Genomic DNA, 21,643 nt, shown 5'->3' with positions numbered 1-21,643 from the left:
CCGGCGTGTTGCGTTTTCTCCTTGATGCAGGAAGGGTGAGTGCATTGGAATTCACATGCGCCCCACCCTGCTTGTTATAGGCGCTTGCCGCCTGGAGTATCTCGATGAAGATCAATACTGGCGCCGTGGTCGAGGTGCCCGTTTCGTCAGGACTGGCTTACGCTCAACTTACACACACGGCGAAACCTTACGGCGCACTCTTGAGGGTTTTTCCGGGCATCTTTGAAGCCAGGCCCCGGGACCTCTCGGCGGTGGTGAATAGCGTTCCGCTCTTCTCTTGTTTCTTTCCGCTGGCAGCGGCCGTCAGACAACGGCGTGTGGCAATAGCCGGCCATCAACCGGTTGCTGAGGCGCTTCGGCCATTTCCGATTTTTCGGGCAGGAATAGTGAATCCGCAGACAGGCAGGGTTGACGTCTGGTGGTTGTGGGATGGTGTGAACGAAATCCGGGTCGACAAGCTCGAACACCAGCTGCGAAAGCTCAATATCAGAGGCGTCTGGAACGATACGCTACTGGCGGTCCGCATTGAACAGCAGTGGAGGCCGGAGTGCGATCCGTGTTGATTGGCTCTGGAGGACCGAGTGCTGTCGAACGGTCGCGTCTCGTGGAAATCGTCGAGGCTGCGAAAGCCGAGGACTGGGAGCGGTTCGCATGCCTGACCGACCGACCTTTCGCGAACACCACCGCGATGGCGGAACAATTCCGGGACGCCTCCGGGATGCTGCGGCGCGTCCGTGACGAGCCGACCCTGGAGGCGATCGTCAAGTACCACGATGACGGAAGTCGCCTGATCTTCGCCAAACTGGTTTTCAACGATCCGGTTGATCTCCCGATCATTCTGACGCTTCACAGCACCTCAGCGGCGCCTGAAAGTGCCATCAGCATCTGGACATTCTATCAGGACGTGCACTTCGGCTAGGCTGGGGACGACCGGCAGGGAGGCATGGCGGCCTCTACGCGCCGAGCCTGTCTCGCTCGGCGAGCCGCCATGCGCGCGGCGTCATGCCGGTGTGGCGCAGGAAGAAGCGGGAGAAATAGGCAGGATCGGCAAAGCCGAGGCGGAAGCTGATCTCCTGCACACTGGCGCGGGTGAAGACCAGTTCGCGCCTCGCCTCGCCAACAAGCTTTCGTGAGATGACCTCGTGGGCGCTGAGGCCGATGATGGCGCGTGTGATGCGGTTAAGGTGGGTCGGCGACAGACCAAGTTCGCGGGCATAGGCTGCGGCTGGCCAGTGCGAGCGGTGGTGCTGCTGCAGGAGCGCCTGGAAGCGCTGGACCCGCTGTTCGTTTTCGCTATCGGCCGTATCGTCCCGCTCGTCGCTTGCCTCGTCGAGACGCGCCGTCAGCGTCAGGGCCGAGGTCAGATAGGCATCCAAAAGGTCGGCGCGATTGCTGCGGTTGGTTTCCCACTCCCTGGCCAGGCGGGTGAGGGTTGCTGCGATGTAGGCCGCATCCTCGCGGTCGTCGAGCCGGGTCAGATGCGGGCTGGCCAGCCATGCACCGAGACGGCTGCGTTCGCCGGGAGATGTCTTGAGATGCGAAGCCAGAATGGTGAAGACGAAGCCGTCAATGTCGCGTGAGAAGCGGAAGCCGTGGCTGAGCGCCGGTGGAACCATGATCACGGCGGGGGGCTCTATGGCATGCACCGTGTCGCCAAAGACGGCGTCGCCGGAACCGGCGGCAATGTACAAGATCTGAAAGAAGCTCTCGTGGCGATGCAGCCCGATCTCCCAATGATAGAGGCTGCTGCGTGACGGAATCGTCTCGCAATGCAGCCAGAAATCCGGCCGCTCGCCGATCCTTTCGCCATAGAGGTCATAGGTCGGAACCGTCCTCTTCATCTCACGTACCCCAAAGCCATGTTCGATTTGTGCAATTTCATGGCGGATTTGTCCATTGAGAGCGAAGTCCGCTCGGCGCAGATTTTGCCAAAAGACAATTCTGCCAAAAGACAATTCTGGAGGAGAGCATGCGCACCAAGGTCGTCATCATCGGGTCAGGGCCATCCGGGCTTTTGCTTGGGCAATTGCTGAGGGAAGCCGGCATCGACAACGTCATTCTCGACCGCGTCAGCAAGGATTATATCCTCGGTCGCGTGCGCGCCGGCGTGCTAGAGGAGGGGACGGTCGGCTTGATGGATCGCGCCAGGGCCGGCGCACGAATGCACAAGGAGGGACTTCCGCATGACGGTTTCTCGCTTGCCTTCGATGGTCGCGACCACCGCATCGATCTGTTGCATCTGACCGGTGGCAAGCGCGTCATGGTCTATGGCCAGACGGAACTGACGCGTGATCTGATGGAACATCGCGAGCGATCGGGTGCGACGACGATCTATGAGGTCGGCAATGTCGAACCGCATGACTTCGACGGCCATCGACCCTACGTCACTTTCGAGAAGGATGGCACGACGCAGCGTATCGATTGCGACTTCATTGCCGGCTGCGACGGCTTTCACGGTGTCAGCCGCAAGTCAGTCCCCGAAAAGGCTGTCCGCATCTTCGAGAAGGTCTATCCCTTTGGCTGGCTCGGCATTCTGGCCGACGTGCCGCCCGTCGATCATGAACTCATCTACGCCAACCATCCCCGCGGTTTCGCACTCTGCTCGATGCGCTCGCAGACGCGCAGCCGCTACTACATTCAATGCTCCGTGAGCGAAAGGATCGAGGACTGGTCCGACGAACGTTTCTGGGACGAGTTGCGCCGGCGGCTGCCGCAGCACCATGCGGAGGCGATGGTGACCGGTCCTTCCTTCGAAAAGTCGATCGCGCCGCTGCGCTCCTTCGTCGCCGAGCCGATGCGCTTCGGTCGTCTGTTTTTGGTCGGGGATGCCGCGCATATCGTGCCGCCGACCGGGGCGAAAGGGCTGAACCTCGCGGCCAGCGACGTGCACTATCTCTTCGAAGGGCTGCTCGAGCATTATCAGGATCGCTCGAATGCAGGGATCGATGCCTATTCGGCACGGGCGCTCGCGCGCGTCTGGAAGGCGGTGCGGTTCTCCTGGTGGATGACCACCATGCTGCATCGTTTCCCGGACACCGGCGATTTCGACCAGCGGATCCAGGAAGCCGAGCTCGACTATCTCACCCACTCGGTTGCCGCCGAGACGGTGTTGGCCGAGAACTATGTCGGATTGCCTTACTGAGAAGAGATGGCGCGCTCGGGCCATTCGCCTCTGAGAAGTCCGTAGATTGCTGTGTCCCAACGGGCATCCCCGACCTTGGCCGAGGACCGGCGGACGCCTTCCTCGCGAAAGCCGAGACTGCGGTACGTGCGGATCGCTGCCTCGTTGAAGGTGTAGACGTTGAGTTCCAGTCGCTCGAAAGAGGGATTGACGAAGAATAGCTCGGTCACCTCACGCAGAAACGGCCGGGCGAGGCCGCGACCGCGCAGGGCCGGGTTAATGGCAACCCGGCTGAGGCGGCCGACACCGTGCTGCCAATCAAGCGCGACCTGTGCATGGCCGGCGAGCTTGCCGCCGACCAGGCCGGCGAACATCAACCGTTCAGGCTCGGCAGCTTTGGTTTCCGCAAGCATCGCCTTGATGTGTGCGGCTTGCAGTGGAAAGGAGAGACCAGGGCCGCCCCATTGCACCAGCGCTTCCAGGCTCGAAAACCAATCGAGCATCTCGGGAATGTGCGCTTCGGAAAATGCGTCAACGAGGAGGGGAACGGTCGGCATGGATCACCAATTCTGTCTGGATCGCAATCTCGGTCGCAGGCCGAAGCTTGTAAAGCCGCGAAATCCGGCAGGCGCGCAGTCTCAGATTGCATCCATCGCCAGCCGCATATCCTGGACCGTGGCGCGCGTCGCCTCGACATAGGCGTCGACCAGGTGACGGTTTTTCGTATCGCGCAGCCAGCAGAGGCTGAGATCCGATGCGATGCTGGGGAGGAAAGGTTTGATCGTCAGCCGGTCGCGCTGGCCAAAGGTGAATACCGGATCGACGATGGCGATTCCCAGTCCATTGGCGACCATTTCACACACCGCCGGCGCAAGGGTGGCATCCATGATGTAGTTCAGGCGGGTGCCGTAGCTATCGAGTGTGCTTTCGATCTTCTGCCGGATGCGGTTGTCCGCGGCAAAGCCGATATAGGGTTCGCCGTGGATGTCGCCGGGCACGATCTCCTGTTTCTCAGCGAAGCGATGATCGCGCGGCGCGATGCAGACGAGGTCTCCGCCACGGAGCGGAACGCACTCGATATAGGGGTTGTCCGTATTGCGGTTGATCAGGCCGATATCCACCTGCTTGGACAGAAGCCATTCGACGATGAACTGCGAACTGCGGATCACCACCGAGATGTAGGCATCGCCGTGCCGCGCGAGAAAGCGCTTGTTGGTGTGGCTGATGAAGAGGCCCGAAAGCGCCGGCATCACGCCGACCGAGATCTGCCCGAGTTCCTCGCGCCGGATCAGGTCGACGGCACGCTCGATCTGCTTGATGCCGGCAAACACTCGATCGATTTCCTTGTAGAGCCGCATCCCATGCTCCGAAGGTATGAGCCGCCCCTTGATGCGGTCGAACAGTTCAAGTTCCGTATCTTCTTCGAGATGCGCCAGGAGCTTGCTCACCGCGGGCTGCGAGATATGCAGGACTTCCGCGGCACGGCTGACGGTGCCGCATTCGATCACGGCTTTGAGAGCCTCGATTTGCCGCAGGTTCGGTGCGCGTTTCATTCCATAACTTCCCACAGGGCCGACCTGCCTTCACCCTAGCTTTGCGCGCAGAGGTTGACAATCGAGCGCCCCGAGATCCCCGCAAAATATAGCCCTTCGCGGTTCCGGCTTAGATGTCTAGCTATAACCTTTTGGAATGGATGCAGGCTCAAAAACAATTAGACGGCTCAAATTTGCTGCGCCTATCTATAGGCGGGCTGCAGCCGGATCGATCCTGTTGCGCGATTGGCGACAGGACCGGAAGAGCGCGCATGCGCGCACCGGCGCCATCAAGTCACGCTGGGAGGCGAGCGGAGGAACAATGGTATTCGGGCAGAAAATCAATCGCAGGAACGCGCTCAAGCTGCTGGGCGCAGGTGGCGCTATCGCCCAAGGCCGGTGACGCGATCTGCGTCGTGCTGCGCCCGGAAGCGATCCAATGTTCGGCAGGCGGACCGGGTGTCGCCGACCGGGTGAAGGGTCGCATCCGCCAGCGCATTTTCAAGGGCAGCCATCATCGCTCAACGTCGAAATCGGCGAGGAGCATCTACTCAACGCGCTCGTTCGTCCGAGCGAAGTGCAAGGGCTCAGCCGCGACGACATCTGGCTTGGCTGGTCCTCGGAGGCGACCAGGCTCATTTCGTCCGGCAACGCTTCAATAGAAACGACGTCTCGACGGCGGGCGGTGCCTGCCACCGACTATCAAATGGAATGGAAACGACATGCGTGTAGGTATCGCGGGTGCTGGCTCTATTGCCTTCGGCACTGCCGCCCTTCTGGAAAAGCTCGGGCACAAGGCAACGCTCTGGTCGCCGTCTGGCACGGGAACACGGGCACTTGCCGCGGGGGAAAGCCTGACGGCCGAAGGTGCCGTCGAAGGCACCTTCCTTCCGGCAGTTGCGGAACGCGCGGAAGATCTGGTCAGCGATGCGGATGCGATCCTCATCGCGCTGCCGGCCTACGGCCACCGCTTCGTGCTGGATGCGATCGCGCCGCATCTGACGGCCAGGCAGGTCGTGATCTTCAGTTCGCATACCTCGTTCGGAGCGCTTTATCTCTCGTCGCTGCTTGCGGCGCGCGGTATCACCGTGCCGATCGTTGCCTGGGGCACGACGATCGTCAGCGGCCGGAAGCTCGGCCCGGCGGTGGTGCACGTAAATACGATCCGCAAGCAGGTTGACCTGGCGACCGTTCCCACGTCGGAGAGTGCACGCGGGCATGCGGTCTGCACGGCGCTGTTCGGCGAACATTTCGTCGACCGCGGCAGCCTGCTGGCGATCGCCCTTTCGAACCTGAACCCGCAAAACCACCTCGGCATCGCGCTCGGCAACATGTCGCGCATGGAGCGCGGCGAAACCTGGGTGCAGGCGCAAAACGTTACCCCCAATATCGGCCGTCTTCTGGAGACGCTCGATCGCGAGCGCCTGGCCATAGCCGAGAAGTTGGACCTGAAGGTGCGCGACATCTTCCAGCATTTCCACCTGTCGTTCCATGTGCCCGTCAGCACCATCTCGCAGATGAACCAGGAAATGTACCAGGCCGGAAACAACGGCATCGGCCCTGCGACAGCGGACAGCCGCTACGTGACGGAAGATGTCCCCTTCGGCTTGGTGGTCACAGCGCAGCTCGCGCGCCTCGCCGGCTGCCCGGCGGTCCTGCATGAATCAGGCATCCGAATCTTCTCGGCCATGTATGGCCGAGACTTCGAAGGCGAGAACGATCTCCTGCCTGAACTGGGCCTCGAGCGACTGGGTCTCGAAGGTCTCGATGCCCTGTGCCGCACCGGCTTTCCGCCCATTGCCGCTGCCGATCGAGCCGAGGGACGTGCCTGAATGGACGAACGCTTCCTGTCTCATCTTCGTTTCGAACTCGAGGGCCTGAAGACGGCCGGGCTTTACAAGTCCGAGCGCGTCATCACCTCGAAGCAGGCGGGCGAGATCGCGGTCGCCTCGGGCGACCGCGTGCTCAACTTCTGCGCCAACAACTATCTCGGCCTGGCCGACAACGAGGCGCTCGCCGAGGCCGGCAAAAGGGCGCTCGACCGCTACGGCTACGGCATGGCCTCGGTGCGCTTCATCTGCGGCACCCAGGAGGAGCATAAGCAGCTCGAGGCCCGCATCTCCTCCTTCCTCGGCATGGAAGACACGATCCTCTATTCCTCCTGCTTCGATGCCAATGGCGGCCTGTTCGAGACGCTGCTTGGCGAAGAGGACGCGATCATCTCCGACGCGCTCAACCATGCCTCGATCATCGATGGCGTGCGCCTCTCCAAGGCCAAGCGCTTCCGCTATGCCAACAACGACATGGCGGCGCTGGAAGAGGAACTGAAGAAGGCCGAAGGCAGCCGTTTCAAGCTGATCGCCACCGACGGCGTGTTCTCGATGGACGGCATCATCGCCAATCTCAAAGGGGTCTGCGACCTCGCCGACAAATACGGCGCCATGGTCATGGTCGATGACAGCCACGCGGTCGGTTTCGTCGGCAGGAATGGCCGCGGCTCGGCCGAGCACTGCGGCGTCGAGGGCCGGATCGACATCATCACCGGCACGCTCGGCAAGGCGCTCGGCGGCGCCTCCGGCGGCTATACCGCGGCCAAGGCCGAAGTGGTCGAGTGGCTCCGGCAGCGTTCGCGCCCCTATCTGTTCTCCAACACGCTGGCGCCGGTGATCGCGGCGGCCTCGCTCAAGGTCTTCGATCTGATCGAGAACGGCGCTGCGCTGCGCGCGCGGCTCTATGCCAATGCGAGCCTCTTCCGCGCCGAGATGTCGAAGCTCGGCTTCACGCTTGCCGGCGAGGGGCATCCGATCATCCCGGTCATGCTCGGCGATGCCGCGCTCGCCCAGGAGATGGCGGCCCGCATGCTGCAGAAGGGCGTCTATGTCATCGGCTTCTCCTTCCCGGTGGTGCCGAAGGGGCAGGCGCGCATCCGCACGCAGATGTCGGCGGCGCACAGCGACAACGACGTGCGCCGGGCGATCGCCGCCTTCGAAGAGGTCGGCCGCGACCTCGGGGTGATCTGAGGGGAGAAAACCGATGACGAACATGATGAAGGCGCTGGTCAAGTCGAAGCCGGAAGAGGGCCTCTGGATGGAGCGCGTGCCGGTGCCGGAGATCGGCCCGAACGACGTCTTGATCAAGGTCAAGAAATCGGCGATCTGCGGCACCGACGTGCACATCTGGAACTGGGACCAGTGGGCGCAGAAGACGATACCGGTGCCGATGGTGGTCGGCCATGAGTTCATGGGCGAGATCGCCGCGGTCGGCTCGGCCGTCACCAAGTACCATGTCGGCGAACGGGTGTCGGGCGAGGGGCATATCGTCTGCGGCAAGTGCCGCAACTGCCGCGCCGGCCGCGGGCATCTGTGCCGCAACACGCTTGGCGTCGGCGTCAACCGGCCGGGCTCGTTCGGCGAGTTCGTCTGCCTGCCGGAATACAACGTCGTGCCGATCCCGGACGACGTGCCCGATGAGATCGCCGCGATCTTCGACCCGTTCGGCAATGCCGTGCACACCGCGCTGTCCTTCGATCTCGTCGGCGAGGACGTGCTCGTCACCGGCGCCGGGCCGATCGGCATCATGGGGGCGCTGGTCGCCAAGCGTTCCGGCGCCCGCAAGGTGGTGATCACCGACATCAACCCGACACGGCTGGCGCTCGCGAAAAGCGTCGGCATCGACTATGTCGTCGACGCCTCGAAGGAAAACCTTGCCGACGTGATGAAGGCGATCGGCATGACCGAGGGGTTCGACGTCGGGCTGGAGATGTCCGGTGCGGCCCCCGCCTTCCGCGACATGATCGACAAGATGAACAATGGCGGCAAGATCGCCATCCTTGGCATCGCGCCGGCCGGCTTCGAGATCGACTGGAACAAGGTGATCTTCAAGATGCTGAACCTCAAGGGCATCTACGGCCGCGAGATGTTCGAGACCTGGTACAAGATGATCGCCTTCGTGCAAGGCGGCATCGACCTGTCTCCGGTCATCACCCACCGCATCACGATCGACGAATTCCGCGACGGTTTCGAGGCCATGCGCTCCGGCAACTCCGGCAAGGTCGTCATGGACTGGTGAGCAGGCGCTCAGAGGACCCAACGAGAAAAATTGTCTTTTGTCACTAGAACTAAGAATGCGTTTTATGCACTATCGATAAATCAGCATGCAAGGAGCGCATGATAGCCCATGGAAGTTCGCGATCTCGAGGCCTTTCTCGCCGTTATGTCGACGGGCAGCATTACCGGTGCTGCTCGCCTTCTCGACCGCTCGCAGTCGCAGGTGACGCGTCTGATTCAGGACCTGGAGACGTCGCTCGGCTTCGCGCTGTTCGAGCGCAATGGCCCGAGGATCGCGCCGACCGACAAGGGCATCGCCTTCCACGAGGATGCGGAGCGTTTCGTCAGCGGCATCGGCCATCTGCGCAACCGCGCCAAGGCAATCGCTGACAAGGAGCCCGAGCCGATCGAGATCGCCGCGACTCCGGCGTTCGCCAGCGGCATCATTCCGATCGCGCTCGCAGAACTGCCAGAGCATCTGCTGCCGCACACGATCAATCTTCGCAGCATGCCGGCCGAGGCTGCCGTTCAGTCGGTGTTCGCCCGCACGGCGGATTTCTGCGTTACCTCGCTGCCGGCAGACCAGCCGGGCCTGGAGGTACAAGGGTTCTTCGAAGGCCGTTGCGTGGCTGCAGTTGCGCCGCACGATCCGCTGGCTGCCAAGGACGTGATCTCGATCGCCGATCTTGCCGGGCGCACGCTCGTCACCATGTCCAATCCCTTTCGACTCCGCCACAGCGTCGATGAAGCACTCGATGCAGCCGGGGTGCGGCCCAATCGGATCATCGCGACCAACGCGGCCAACAACGCCGTGCAGATCGCATCACTCGGCCTTGGCGTGGCGATCATCGAGCCGGCGACGGCCTACGGCCTGCAATCGGCGTCCATCGTCGTTCGGCCGCTCGATGTCGAGATCCCTTTCCTGTGGGCGATCCTGTCGGCAGGTTCGCGCCCGCTCTCTGCCGGCGTCCGGGAACTCATTCGACTGATAGCGCGGATCGCCTCGGAGCGGATACCGGATCTTAGTGCCCACGATCCCAAGCAGATGGCGCGTATCGCCGAAAGGAGCTTTGCCGGCAGGAAGGCCGGCATCGGTGCGCTGCCGGATAACCCGGCGGCGGAATAAAGGGGAGCAAAAGCTCTAAACGCTCACACGGAATTGAGCCTGCTAAAATGAGGAGAATGAGATGAACAATTTTGACGTAACCCGCCGATCGGCAATGAAGCTGCTGGCGGCTGGGGCCGGCGTGCTTGCTGCGCCTTCGATCCTTCGCCCGGCTTTCGCACAGAGCAAGGTCGTCAACATCACGACCTATGACAAGTTCGTACCGCAGTCCTTCATCGACCAGTTCCAGAAGGATACCGGTATCGAGGTGCGCATTCGGCTGACCGACGACCAGGGAAAGCAGTACAACCTCCTGACCGCGGAGGGGGCCGCACCTTCCACCGACATCGTGACCGTGACCGGACACCGTCTCTCGCAGTTCATGAAGTCGAACCTCTTGGCGACGCTCGACACCGGGCGGCTGAAGAACTGGGACAAGCTCGCCGCCGCCTACAAGGGCGCGCCGCAGCTGACCGTCGACGGTAAGACCTTCGGCGTACCGCTGCTTGCAGGTTTTGAGGGCCTCGTGCGCAACACCGAATACGCCAAGGCCTCCGACAGCTGGAGCATCATGTTCGACGACGAGAACAAGAACCTGACGTCCTATATCGTCAGCGACTTCCTCTCGATCGTCATGCGCTACCAGGGCAACGACGGCGACTACGTGACCTATGGCGACAAGCCGGATGTCGCGCAGGCCGCGACGAACCAGGCCCGCGATTTCCTCATCCAGCACAAGGACAAGGTTCGCAAGTATTACGATGCCGGCTCCGAGCTGCAGCAGATGTTCGTCAACGAGGACATCTACCTGGCGCAGGCCTGGTCCGGGCCGGCCGCCAAGCTCGTCATGGACGGACATCCGATCGAAATCTCGGTGCCGAAGGAAGGCACTTTCGGCTTCCTCTATTCGTTCAACATCGTCAACAACGCACCGAACGCTGACGCGGCCTACACCTTCCTCGACGCCATCCTGTCTTCGCCGGAGATCGGCGCTGCGATGACTCGCCAGTCCGGCTTCTCGTCGGCCTTCGAAGGCGTCGACAAGGTGCTGGACGACAAGGAGCGCGCCGCGCTGTCGCTGCCGCCCGAGCAGGTCGAACGCATCCAGTTCTTCAGCTCGGTCAACCGCGACATGAAGAACGAGATGATCGACAAGGCCGCCGCCGAGATCAAGGCAGCCTGACGTCTGAACCCGGGCGATCGGCTGCGGCCGGTCGCCTTCAAAAAAATGGACTCTTCCAGAGCCGGGAACAAAGAGAATGCTGGATACGACAACACAACCGCCACCCGTCGGTTTGTCGATGGTGCCGCGCTATGCCGGTTGGATCGGTAGGACGGCGCGTTCGGGGCTTTATCGCCATACAATCGGACTTCTGGTCGAAAGCCGGCGCGTGCGTCTCGCCGTGCTCGCCGGCGTGCCACTTGTCTGGATCGCCATGCTGCATATCGGCCCGATCCTCCAGATGGCCAATATCAGCCTTCTTGCCAACTACCCGCCGCAACCGGACAAAAGCAGCGAATATACGCTTGCGAACTATGCGCTGTTCTTTTCCGACCGGCTCTATTTCCTGCCCTTCGTCCGCAGCCTGATCTTTGCCGCTGTGGTGACGATCTCGACGTTGGTGATTGTCTACCCCGTTGCCTACTACGTGGCGAAGGTAGTGCAGCCGAAGAACCGGATGCGGGCCCTGTTGTTGCTGCTCATACCCTTCTGGGCCGGTGAACTGATCCGCACCTTCTCGGTCATCATGCTGCTTGCCAATCGCGGGGCGCTGAACGTGCTCCTGCGCGAGTTCGGCTTCATCGACCGGCCGATCCCGATGCTCTACACCTTCTTTTCGCTGAGCTTCGGCGTCATCTATCTGCTCGCGCTCTATATGCTCCTGCCGCTCTATTCGGCGATCGAGAAGATCCCGACGCCGCTGATCCATGCAGCCGCCGACCTCGGCGCCGGACCCCTCCAGCGGTTCCGCCGGGTCATCCTGCCGCTCTCCAAGGACGGCATCGTCTCCGGCTGCAGCCTCGTCTACCTGACGGCCGTCGGCGTCTTCGCAGCACCGCTGCTGCTCGGTGGCCCCAATGCGGTGATCTTTCCCGAGGTCATCGCGACCCTCTTCCACGGGTCGAACGACAAATGGCCGGAAGGTGCCGCCTTCTCGATGATCATGCTGGTGGTGTCGCTGACGACCGTCGGGCTGTTCATGCGGGTCGTCGGCGGCCGCTCCGTCCGGCTGATGTGAGGGCCGACCGATGCGAAACTACTTCAACGACCTTCCGAAAACCGCGCTCGGCGCCTCCTACTGGATCTTCGCCGTCTATCTGGTCTTGCCGCTGACACTGATGACGGCGATGAGTTTCAAGGACGCGAACTTCATCGCCTTCCCGATCGGCAACTGGACGCTTTCCTGGTATGGCAAGGTGGTCCAGGATAAGCAGTTCCTCGAAGCCTCGCTCTATTCCATCGGCATCGCGCTTGCCACCACGCTCTCGGCGACGATCATCGGCGTCTGGATCGCGCTTCTCGTGTCGGCGGAAAACATCTGGGGCAAGGCGGTGATCTTCGCGCTTGCCTGTCTGCCCGCCGTCGTGCCGGGGCTGATCAACGCGATCTCGATGCGCATCTTCATCCGTGCCGTTGACATTCCGACCGGATCCTTCGCAATCATCCTCGCACATACGGTTCATGCCGTGCCCTTCGTCGTCATCATGGTTTTGACGCGGCTGCGTTCGATGCCGGCCAATCTGGTGGACGCGGCGCGCGATCTCGGGGCCGACCCCTTCATCGCCTTCCTGCGCGTAACCATCCCCTATCTGATGCCGGCGCTCTTCGGCGGCATGATCTTCTGCGTGCTGACCAGCATCGACGACTTCGTCCGCACTTTCTTCCTCGGCGGCTACCAGCCGACGCTCCCCATGCTGATCTTCGCCAAGGTGCAAAGCGGCATGTCGCCGGAAATCAACGCCATGGCGACCATCGTGCTCGTCGTCACCACTGCCATCGGCCTTTACGCCGAGCATTTCACCCGCCGTTCCAGGAGCTGACGCGAATGCAACCTGTCGTCCATTTCAAGAACGTCAACAAGTCCTATGGGGCGCTGACCGCCGTCGATGATCTCGACCTTTCGATCGCGCCCGGCCAGTTCGTCACGCTGCTCGGCCCTTCCGGCTGCGGCAAGTCGACGACGCTACGCATGCTCGGCGGTTTCGATAGCCCGACGTCGGGGGAAATCTACCTCGAGGGCAAGCCGATTTCGCACCTGCCGCCGAACAAGCGCAACGTCAACATCGTCTTCCAGGATTATGCGCTCTTCCCGCACCTGACGGTCGGCCGCAACATCGCCTTCGGTCTGGAGCTGAAGGGCATGGAAAGTGCCGCGATCCACAGACGGGTCTCCGAGCTTCTCTCTCTTGTCTCGCTGGAGGACCATGCCGAGCGAATGCCGGCGCAGCTCTCCGGCGGACAGCGCCAGCGCGTGGCGTTGATGCGGGCGCTGGCGCCCGATCCGAACGTGCTGCTCCTCGACGAGCCGCTTTCGGCGCTCGACGCCAAGCTGCGCCAGCAGATGCAGATCGAGCTCAAGTCGATCCAAAAGAAGACTGGCAAGACCTTCATCTTTGTCACCCATGACCAGGAAGAGGCGCTCACCATGTCCGATGTCATCGTCGTGATGAACAAGGGCAGGATCGAGCAGATGGGCGGACCGGACGAGCTTTATGCCCGGCCACGCAGCCGCTTCGTCGCGAACTTCATCGGCCAGAGCAATTTTCTCGAGGGCACGGTCGTATCGGTTTCGGGCCGGCTAGCCGCGGTCGAGTGGCGTGGCAACGTCGTAAACGCGGACGTGAATGGCACGGCGCCGAGACCGGGAGATCATGTCACCCTGGCGCTGCGTCCGGAGGCGGTTTTCTGCTTGTCGCGCAAGCCCGAAGATCGCCCGTCGCTGAAGGCGCGTATCAACCAGCGCGTCTTCAAGGGCGCCCACACGTCGCTGACCGTCATGCTCGACAACGGGAGCACGCTCTCGGCGCAGATCGACCCGGTGGCACTTTCACACGTCGAAGGAGACGACGTCTGGGTGGGTTGGCGCGACAGCGACGCCGTCCTGCTGGCGAAATGAAAGGGAGACCGGGGATGACCGACAGTCAACACAAGCAGCGGCTTGCCGAGCTCAATGCGCGCGTAAGGCAGGATCTGAGCTATCTCAACTATCCGCCGGCCAACTGGTCGAAGCCTGTGACGACGGCGGCGGGCGATGCCGTGAGCGACGTGGTGGTGATCGGCGGCGGTATGTGCGGGCTCGTTGCCTGGCATGCGCTCACGCGCGCCGGCATTGTCAATCTGCGCATCGTCGATCGTGCGCCGAAGGGTTTCGAGGGGCCTTGGGTGACCTATGCGCGCATGGAGACGCTGCGCTCGCCGAAGAACCTTCTCGGCCCCGCGCTGGGAATTGCCTCGCTCAGCTTTCGCGCCTGGTTCACTGCACTTAATGGCGAAGCGGAATGGGATGAACTGTTCCGTATTCCGCGGCCGATGTGGATGGATTACCTGCGCTGGTATCGCGAGGTCATGGATGTTCCGGTCGAAAACGACACCCATGTCACCCGCATCGTGCCGCGTACCGACGGTTTGCTGGAGCTTGAAATCGAAGGCGGCGCGAAGCCTGCGATCATCACCCGCAAGCTGGTGATGGCGACCGGCCGCGACGGGCTCGGTGAGCCGACCATTCCCGACTTCGTCAAGGGAATGGAGCGGCACCGGTCCTGGGCGCATTCGGCCGACGACATCGACTTCGTTCGTGTGAAGGGCAAGCGTGTTGTCGTCATCGGCGTGGGCGCTTCGGCGGTGGACAATGCGGCGGAGGCCCTGGAGCAGGGGGCAGGAGAGGTGCGGCTTCTCGCCCGCCGCAAGGAAATGCCGACCGTCAACAAGCTGATGGGCATCGGCTCCTTTGGCGTCACCGCAGGCTTTGCCGAGATTTCTCCGGAATGGCGCTGGCGGCTGATGGACTATGCAGCCAAGCAGCAGACGCCGGCGCCGCACAATTCGACGCTGCGTGTCAGCCGGCATCCGAACGCCTACTTCCATTTCGGCTGCGGTATCCGCTCGATGAAGGAGGAGGGCAGCGAGGTCGTCATCACCACCACCAACGGTCGCATCTTCCGCACCGATTTCGTCATCCTCGGCACCGGCTTCTCGATCGATCCGCTGAGCCGCAGCGAGCTTGCCCCCTATCAGCACCAGATCGCCTGCTGGGAGGATCGCTACGCGCCGCCGCCGGGCGAAGAAAACCCTGGGCTCGGGCGCTTTCCCTGGCTGAATGCGGATTTCTCCTTCACCGAGAAGGAGCCCGGAACGGCACCCTGGCTGAAGGACATCCATTGCTTCAACTACGGTGCCTCGGTCAGCGTCGGCAAGGTCAGCGGCGACATCCCCGCCATCAGTGAAGGCGCCCTCTGGCTGGCGCGCGGGGTTGCCGCCTCGCTCTTCATCCGCGACGTCGACTACCATTGGGAAGCGCTGATCGCCTACGAAAAGCCGGAGCTCGACGGGACCGAATGGGTGGATGCGGATGCGCCGACGCCGGCACAGAAGACGGCATGAACCTCATTTCAGATAACTGGAAAACCAATGACCTCACCATCGACAAATGACGTGATCGACACCGTGCTCGGGCTCGGTCGCTTTCCCGACCTGCAGGCACTGCGAGAACAACGGGCGAAACTGAAACACTTGAGCCAGACGAGCTATCAGGCAGCCCTTCGCCCGGCCGAGCCGCGCAACTTCTCCTATGCGCTGAGGGCGGCGCTTGCCGCGCGTATGGCGGCACTCTGGAAGTCGCAGGAACTTGCCGCGCATTTCCGGGCGCTGCTCGAACGCGAGGAGGAGGGCTCCGGGTTGGCGTCGATTGCCGATCCTGGCAACGGCACCGAAGATCCCCGCCTTCAGGCGATTCTCGCCCATGTCGATCTCGTCACGCTTTCACCAAAAGAGGCGACGCGCGCCCATATCGAAAAGCTTCTTGCGGCCGGCCTCGACGACCGGGACATCGTCACACTCGCCGGGCTTATCGCCTTTGTGAACTATCAGGTGCTGGTGGTGGCTGGCCTCAAGATGCTGAGGGATAACTGACATGTCACAAGCCGTGCGCGAATTCACCGTCGAAGCGCTCGACTGGAAGCCCTACGTCAAGCCGGTCGATATCGATACGGCGACAGCCGAACAGCTCGACGCGCTGAAGATTACGCCTTCCAACAAGAAGATCTCGGACTATGTGCTGGTTCTTGCCAACGAGCCCGAAACCTTGAAGGAGCGCACGCCGCTCTTCAACGACATCATGTATAGCGAGGGCGGCCTCTCCCGCGGCGGTCGCGAGATTGGTGCGCTTGCCGCGTCCTTCGTCAACCGCTGCATCTACTGCGCTTCGGTTCATGCCGCGCGTTACATCCAGCTCGAAAAGCGGCCGGAGGTGGTGGACGAGATCTATGGCAGCGGTCTCGACGCGAACCTGCCGGAGTTCGAGCAGGCGCTGTTCAATTTCGGCGTCGACCTGACCGCCCACCCGGACAATGTCGGCGCCTACCAGTTCTACCATCTGCGCGAGATCGGTCTCGACGACCTCCAGATCCTCGATCTCATCCATGCGGTCGCGATCTTCGGCTGGGCCAACCGACTGATGCATACGCTCGGCGAACCCCACCGGCTGGATTGAGTGAAACACGCGCCTCGCGACCATACTGCGGTGACGATCCGCCCCTTCGACATCGCGCATCGCGACGTGCTCCGCATCGCGCTGCCGATGATGGTCGCCTATCTGTCGAGCCCGCTGGTCGGGCTCGTCGCAACCGGTGTCATCGGCCAGCTGCGTGACGAGACCCTGATCGGCGGCGTAGCGCTTTCCACCGTCATCTTCGACGTCATCTTCGTCACTTTCAATTTTCTGCGCGGCGCGACCACGGGCTTTACTGCCCAGGCGCTCGGCGCCGGTGACCGACGCGAAGAGCAGCGCATGCTCGCAAGCGGGCTTGTCATCGCGCTGGTGGCGGGGGCGGCGCTGCTTCTGCTTCAAAAGCCGATCGGCGCGCTCGGTCTTGCCGCAATGGGAGCGGAGGGGAAAGTGGCCGAGGCGGCCGCCACCTATTTCGCCTGGCGCGTGTGGTCGGCGCCCTTCGTTCTGTTCAATTTCGTGGTCTTCGGCTGGATCATCGGGCGCGGCGATGCGCTCTGGGGCATGATCCTGCAAACCCTGCTCAATGCACTGAACGCCGGCTTGAGTGTCCATTGGGTCCTCGGCCTTGGCTGGGGCGTGGCGGGCGTTGCTGCCGCTTCGTTGGTGGCAGAGGCTGTCACGGCGCTGGCGGGGCTCTATCTCATCTGGACAAAGACCGACCGGACCGCCTGGAACCTGCCGGATCTTACCGCCTTTCGCCGCGCCTTCTCAGTTAACGGCGACATGATGATCCGGTCCTTCGCGCTTCTGATCGGGCTCTCCTTCTTCACCCGCCAGAGCGGTATGCTCGGCATCGAGATCCTCGCGGCCAATACGATCCTGCTGCGGTTCTATTTCTTCGGTGTCGCCTTTCTCGACGGGGTGGCAACGGCGGCGGAGCAACTGGCGGGGCGTGCCGTCGGCGCGCGCTACCGGCCGGCCTTTGACCGGGCTGTCGGCCTGACCACGATATGGGGCTTCATCTTTGCCGGGATCGTCGCGCTATCACTGCTTGCGGCCGGCGACTGGGTGATCGGCATCACCGCCCCGACGGAGAGCGTGTCCGCGCTTGCGCATACCTACCTGCCCTATGTCGCGGCTCTCCCGATCTTCGGCATCGTCGCCTTCCAGATGGACGGTGTCTATATCGGGGCTACATGGTCGAAACAGATGCGAAACCTGATGGTCGCGTCACTGGCGATCTATTTTGCCGCCTGGGCGATCCTGCAGCCCGTGTTCGGTAATGACGGCTTGTGGATCGCGCTGATCCTGTTCCAAAGCGCCCGCAGCGTCGCCTTCCGCCTGATGCTGCCGCGGCTCGCCGACCGCACGTTTTCGACAGCAATGCAATGACCGGGCTTCAGCGTTCGGCTATGCCCAGTCTCGGGTCGACGGCAACAGGGGCAGGGCCAGCGGATTGGTGTGATGCCCGTCAATCAGCTCTGCCAGGAGAAGCGCTGTTGTCGGCCCCAGGGTAAAGCCCTGGTGCCCATGGCCGAAATGGAACCAAAGGCCCTTGTGCCGAGTGGGCCCGACGACGGGTAACATGTCGGGCATGCAGGGGCGCGTGCCCGACCACGGTCTTGCTTCAACGGGCTCGCGCAGCGTGAAGAGTTCGCGGGCGGCGCTGACGGCGTGCCGTATCTGCCGCGACGCCGGCGGGGTGCCGAGCGGCGCCAGGTGCGCGCCGGTCAAGACCCGCCACCCCGCGTTCATCGGGGCGATGAGGGCGGCGCTATCGACGTCCAGCATCGAGATGCGAGGGCCGTCCTCGCCCGCAAAGTGCCAGTGATAGCCGCGTTTGAACACCATGGGGACACGATAGCCGAAGCGCGCCAAGAGCACCGGTGACCACGGCCCCAGAGCGACGACCGCGTTTTCAGCCGTGACGTCGCCGTCCTCCGCCCGGACCCGCCAGCCGACGCCGGTCTGCTGCAGGGACATGGCGTCGCCCCGGGCGATTTTCCCGCCACGGGCGACGAAGAGCGCGGCGTAGCGCGCGACCAGCTCGCCGGGATCGCGGCAGGTCCAGGGCGAGGTCCAGTGGACCGCCCCCGCCAGCCGGCTTTTGAGGGCAGGCTCGCTTGCCGCAAGTTCGTCGGACGTGAGCACGGCCGAGGGCACGCCGTAATCACGCTTGAGGCGCGAAGCGGTCGCGGCAGCTGCGTCGAGTTTCGCGCGTGAACGGTAGACGGCGCGCCAGCCCTGGCGAACAATCAGGTCATCGGCTTTGGCAGGCTCGACGAAGCGCGCGTGGTCGTCGCTCGCCCTCAGCGCCAGCTTCGAATAGGCCGCAATGGTTCTCGCATAGGGCGTGGGTGCCGATTGCGTGAAATAGCGCCAAAGCGGTCGCGCCAGGTGCGGCATGTCGCCGAGCCGCCAGTCCGTATCGTTGCCGCGCTTCAGGGCGACCCTGATGATTTCGGCAAGCGAGCGGGGGAAGGCATAGGGTTCGACGGCCTCGGTCTGAATGATGCCGGCGTTGCCGTAGCTGGTTTCCCGGCCCGGCGCCTTGCGATCGACGAGCACCACCTCGTGCCCGGCCTCCTTTAAGGCGAGCGCGGTGGAGACGCCAACCATGCCGGCGCCGAGGACGATAGAGGTGGTCATTGTAGGTACCGAAGTAGGGGGTTTCAGAAAGTCAGGCGGGAGTTGTAGCCGACCACGAACTGGATGAAGCGCGACACGTCGACCATGTCGTCACCCTGATAGCGGATCGTGTAGCCGTCGGTGCGTTCGACGCCCTTGAGATAGGAGAGGTATTCGGCGGGAAGGCGGTTGCGAAAGACGATCTCCAGGACAGGGTTTTCCAGCTTGAACGGTTTGGCCGAGCCGGCTTTCGCCAGCGCCGACTTGACGCCCTCGCGGATGCGGCGATGGGCGACGGCGGGCGTCAGCGTGATCGCCGATTGTGTACTGTAGACCTGCTTGACCGGCACCGTCACGATGTCGCCGATACGCTCCCTGATCTCCTCCAGGGCGACACTGTCGCCGGATGCGAGCAGCACCGGGACGCCGAAATGTCCGGCAATGGCGGCGTTGATGCCGGCCTCCGGCATGACGACTCCGTTGATCCGCACTTCGGCGAACGCCGTACCGCCGATCGTGTGCGACAGCACGCCGCCCAAATGGCTCGCTCCAGCATGGTAGCCGAGAAGCATGGCGCCGACGAAGGAGCCGAGTTCGACGCCCTGCATCATCATCAGCGGTCGCGGCCAGCTGCGCACGACCTGCACATAGTCGGGCAGGCGGTCGATCAGAATGCTCTCGCCATTTCCGTGGGAATCGCTGAGGATGACTTCTTTTACACCTTCCTCGTGCGCAGCCTCGCAGGCATGGACCACTGTGTCGGTCATCCAGCGCCTGGCGTTTTCGTATTCGAAACCTTCGGGCATCAGGTGGTCGCGGCTGACGACCCCGACGATCCCCTCGATGTCAGCGGAAATATAGATGCGCATTCCTGCCTCCCCGGTCAGCCGCGCGTGGGCGCGGATAATGCATTTGACTTTCCGACGATAAACATAGTTTTATGATTAGAAAATATCTTTCTTGATAGGCGGAGGGCGGAAATGAAACTTTTCATCGCGGGGCTGGACACCGAGACCAACACCTTCTCGCCAATGCAGACAGGCCTCGAGGCCTTCCGGGAAAACCTGATCGCATACGGCGATGCGACCAGCAAACCACTCAACTGCTGCTCGTCCCAGATGTTCGTCTGGCGCAACGCCGCTGAGGAAAATCGCTGGGATGTGGTCGAGAGCCTGTGCGCCGTGGCCGAGCCTGGCGGCAGGACGACGCGGGCGGTCTATGAAAGCTTCCGCGCCACCATTCTCGACGATCTCAGGGCAGCGATGCCGGTTGACGCCGTCATGCTTGCCCTGCACGGCGCCTGCGTCGCCGACGGATACGACGATGTCGAAGGGGATCTGCTTGCGCATGTCCGGCAGGTGGTCGGACCGGATGTGCCGGTCGCGGCCGAACTTGATCTCCACTGCCATATCACCGACCGCATGCTCGCCAATGCGACCATGATTGCTACCTACAAGGAATACCCGCATACCGACATCGAGGAGGTTGCGGAGCAACTGTTCCGGCTGATGGAGCGCACGCTCGCGGGCGAAGTGAAGCCGACAATGGGTGTGCACGACTGCCGGATGATCAACACCTTCCATCCCCATCGCGCGCCGTTGCGCGGCATTGTCGATCGCATGAAGGCGATGGAGGGAGAGGAGGGTGTGCTGTCGGTCTCCTTTGGCCATGGCTTTCCCTGGGGCGACGTCGAAGATGTCGGCGCCAAGATGCTTGTTGTGACTGACAACGATCCGGAAAAGGCGACGCGTGTCGCCCGGTCCTTCGGCCGTGAAATTTTCGAGGCACGTGAAGACATGCGGGGAGACTATCTCGGCATCGACGCCGCTCTGGACCGGGTGGTGGCCGCGAAAGCAGGACCCGTCGTGCTCGCCGATGTCTCGGACAATGCGGGTGGGGGGGCTCCCGGAGACTCGACCTTCATCCTGCGTCGCATCATCGAGCGCCGCATCGAAGATGTGGCTTCCTGTCTCTACTGGGATCCGATTGCGGTGCGCATGTGCCGCGAGGCGGGAGAGGGTGCCACATTGGCGCTGAGGATCGGCGGCAAGGTCGGGCCGGCCTCCGGTGACCCGCTCGATCTGACGGTGACCGTCAGGCGCGTGGCGTCCGGCATCACCCAGCGCTTCGGCCCGACGCCGCTTGCCATCGGCGATGCCGTGTGGGTCTCGTCCGGCAGCATCGACATCGTGCTCAACACCGTGCGCACCCAGACCTTCCATCCGGAATGTATGACGGCGCTGGGCCTGGACCCCGCACGGAAAAAGATCGTCGTGGTGAAATCCAGCAACCACTTCCGCGCCGGCTTCGAACCGATCGCGCACAACATTCTCTATGTGAGCGCGCCCGGCGCCTTGCAGCCGACTTTCGAGGATCTGCCCTTCACCAAGCTGAAGCGCCCCTACTGGCCAAGGATCGCCAACCCGTTCGCCGAGTAGGTGGGCGGCCAAACGCTGCAAGTGGATGTGGGGCGGGGACTTGCCTTCAACACGATGTTGATTTCGGTCACGTATTATAGGAAATGGTTTTCCTATCATGCCAAT

21 protein-coding genes are annotated in these 21,643 nt (G+C 62.7%); 16 read left to right on the top strand and 5 right to left on the bottom strand.

Features of this window, described 5'->3' with window-relative positions; all coding sequences use genetic code 11:
* The first annotated feature begins 104 nt into the window (after positions 1-104).
* Both AC1Z3V_RS03555 and AC1Z3V_RS03550 read left to right on the top strand, forming a co-directional pair.
* A complete protein-coding gene (locus tag AC1Z3V_RS03555; RefSeq protein WP_483497256.1) occupies positions 105-563 on the top strand; it encodes a hypothetical protein in 459 nt (152 codons plus the stop codon).
* Positions 564-604: 41 nt separating this feature from the next.
* Entirely contained in the window at positions 605-919 is a 315-nt protein-coding gene (locus AC1Z3V_RS03550) for a hypothetical protein (RefSeq protein WP_483497255.1), read from the top strand.
* A 34-nt stretch (positions 920-953) separates the two neighbouring features.
* Here AC1Z3V_RS03550 and AC1Z3V_RS03545 read toward each other — a convergent pair whose 3' ends face one another.
* A complete protein-coding gene (locus AC1Z3V_RS03545) occupies positions 954-1,841 on the bottom strand; it encodes a helix-turn-helix domain-containing protein (protein ID WP_483497254.1) in 888 nt (295 codons plus the stop codon).
* 128 nt (positions 1,842-1,969) lie between these two features.
* Between AC1Z3V_RS03545 and pobA the strand changes: the two genes are divergently transcribed.
* A complete protein-coding gene (pobA, locus tag AC1Z3V_RS03540; RefSeq protein WP_483497252.1) occupies positions 1,970-3,142 on the top strand; it encodes a 4-hydroxybenzoate 3-monooxygenase in 1,173 nt (390 codons plus the stop codon).
* Here the strand turns inward: pobA and AC1Z3V_RS03535 are convergent.
* Positions 3,136-3,678, bottom strand: a complete 543-nt coding sequence (locus tag AC1Z3V_RS03535) for a GNAT family N-acetyltransferase (protein ID WP_483497251.1) — start codon at positions 3,676-3,678, stop codon at positions 3,136-3,138. The two genes, pobA and AC1Z3V_RS03535, sit on opposite strands and share 7 nt — an antisense overlap.
* An 81-nt stretch (positions 3,679-3,759) precedes the next feature.
* Positions 3,760-4,674: a LysR substrate-binding domain-containing protein gene (locus AC1Z3V_RS03530; RefSeq protein ID WP_483497250.1), complete on the bottom strand. Its 915-nt coding sequence runs from the start codon at positions 4,672-4,674 to the stop codon at positions 3,760-3,762.
* 701 nt (positions 4,675-5,375) lie between these two features.
* On the opposite strand from AC1Z3V_RS03530, the gene AC1Z3V_RS03525 reads away from it, so the two are divergent.
* The 12 genes from AC1Z3V_RS03525 (at position 5,376) to AC1Z3V_RS03470 (ending at position 17,864) form a co-directional block, all read left to right on the top strand.
* Complete coding sequence (locus AC1Z3V_RS03525) at positions 5,376-6,485, top strand: NAD/NADP octopine/nopaline dehydrogenase family protein (protein ID WP_483497248.1); 1,110 nt, start codon at positions 5,376-5,378, stop codon at positions 6,483-6,485.
* Complete coding sequence (locus AC1Z3V_RS03520) at positions 6,486-7,673, top strand: glycine C-acetyltransferase (RefSeq protein ID WP_483497247.1); 1,188 nt, start codon at positions 6,486-6,488, stop codon at positions 7,671-7,673. It begins immediately after the preceding gene.
* A gap of 13 nt (positions 7,674-7,686) precedes the next feature.
* A complete protein-coding gene (gene tdh, locus AC1Z3V_RS03515; RefSeq protein ID WP_483497246.1) occupies positions 7,687-8,721 on the top strand; it encodes an L-threonine 3-dehydrogenase in 1,035 nt (344 codons plus the stop codon).
* 108 nt (positions 8,722-8,829) lie between these two features.
* Positions 8,830-9,825: a LysR family transcriptional regulator gene (locus AC1Z3V_RS03510; protein ID WP_483497245.1), complete on the top strand. Its 996-nt coding sequence runs from the start codon at positions 8,830-8,832 to the stop codon at positions 9,823-9,825.
* A gap of 61 nt (positions 9,826-9,886) precedes the next feature.
* Positions 9,887-10,987, top strand: a complete 1,101-nt coding sequence (locus AC1Z3V_RS03505) for an extracellular solute-binding protein (protein ID WP_334196962.1) — start codon at positions 9,887-9,889, stop codon at positions 10,985-10,987.
* 76 nt (positions 10,988-11,063) lie between these two features.
* Positions 11,064-12,044 (top strand): ABC transporter permease, encoded by a 981-nt coding sequence (locus tag AC1Z3V_RS03500; RefSeq protein ID WP_483497244.1) that lies wholly within the window; start codon positions 11,064-11,066, stop codon positions 12,042-12,044.
* Positions 12,045-12,054: 10 nt separating this feature from the next.
* On the top strand, positions 12,055-12,846 hold the full coding sequence (locus tag AC1Z3V_RS03495; RefSeq protein ID WP_483497243.1) for an ABC transporter permease: 792 nt from the start codon (positions 12,055-12,057) through the stop codon (positions 12,844-12,846).
* 5 nt (positions 12,847-12,851) lie between these two features.
* Positions 12,852-13,922 (top strand): ABC transporter ATP-binding protein, encoded by a 1,071-nt coding sequence (locus AC1Z3V_RS03490; RefSeq protein WP_483497242.1) that lies wholly within the window; start codon positions 12,852-12,854, stop codon positions 13,920-13,922.
* Between the two features lie 14 nt (positions 13,923-13,936).
* Positions 13,937-15,406: an NAD(P)-binding domain-containing protein gene (locus AC1Z3V_RS03485; RefSeq protein ID WP_483497241.1), complete on the top strand. Its 1,470-nt coding sequence runs from the start codon at positions 13,937-13,939 to the stop codon at positions 15,404-15,406.
* Between the two features lie 27 nt (positions 15,407-15,433).
* Entirely contained in the window at positions 15,434-15,934 is a 501-nt protein-coding gene (locus AC1Z3V_RS03480; RefSeq protein WP_483497240.1) for a CMD domain-containing protein, read from the top strand.
* Between the two features lies 1 nt (position 15,935).
* Positions 15,936-16,514: a peroxidase-related enzyme gene (locus AC1Z3V_RS03475; protein WP_483497238.1), complete on the top strand. Its 579-nt coding sequence runs from the start codon at positions 15,936-15,938 to the stop codon at positions 16,512-16,514.
* Entirely contained in the window at positions 16,515-17,864 is a 1,350-nt protein-coding gene (locus tag AC1Z3V_RS03470) for an MATE family efflux transporter (protein WP_483497236.1), read from the top strand.
* An 18-nt stretch (positions 17,865-17,882) separates the two neighbouring features.
* Here the strand turns inward: AC1Z3V_RS03470 and AC1Z3V_RS03465 are convergent, their stop codons facing one another.
* Together AC1Z3V_RS03465 and AC1Z3V_RS03460 are read right to left on the bottom strand one after the other, a co-directional pair.
* Positions 17,883-19,121, bottom strand: coding sequence for an NAD(P)/FAD-dependent oxidoreductase (locus AC1Z3V_RS03465; RefSeq protein ID WP_483497235.1), 1,239 nt, complete (start codon positions 19,119-19,121; stop codon positions 17,883-17,885).
* A 23-nt stretch (positions 19,122-19,144) separates the two neighbouring features.
* Positions 19,145-19,969: a M55 family metallopeptidase gene (locus tag AC1Z3V_RS03460; protein WP_483497234.1), complete on the bottom strand. Its 825-nt coding sequence runs from the start codon at positions 19,967-19,969 to the stop codon at positions 19,145-19,147.
* A gap of 111 nt (positions 19,970-20,080) precedes the next feature.
* Here AC1Z3V_RS03460 and AC1Z3V_RS03455 point away from each other — a divergent pair, with 111 nt between their 5' ends.
* Positions 20,081-21,538: a M81 family metallopeptidase gene (locus tag AC1Z3V_RS03455; RefSeq protein WP_483497233.1), complete on the top strand. Its 1,458-nt coding sequence runs from the start codon at positions 20,081-20,083 to the stop codon at positions 21,536-21,538.
* The last annotated feature ends 105 nt before the right edge of the window (positions 21,539-21,643 follow it).

This window comes from Ensifer sp. 38_S197 (assembly GCF_056924495.1).
The sequence above is the reverse complement of the archived record's forward strand: the minus strand, read 5'-3'. Positions and strand labels throughout refer to the sequence as shown.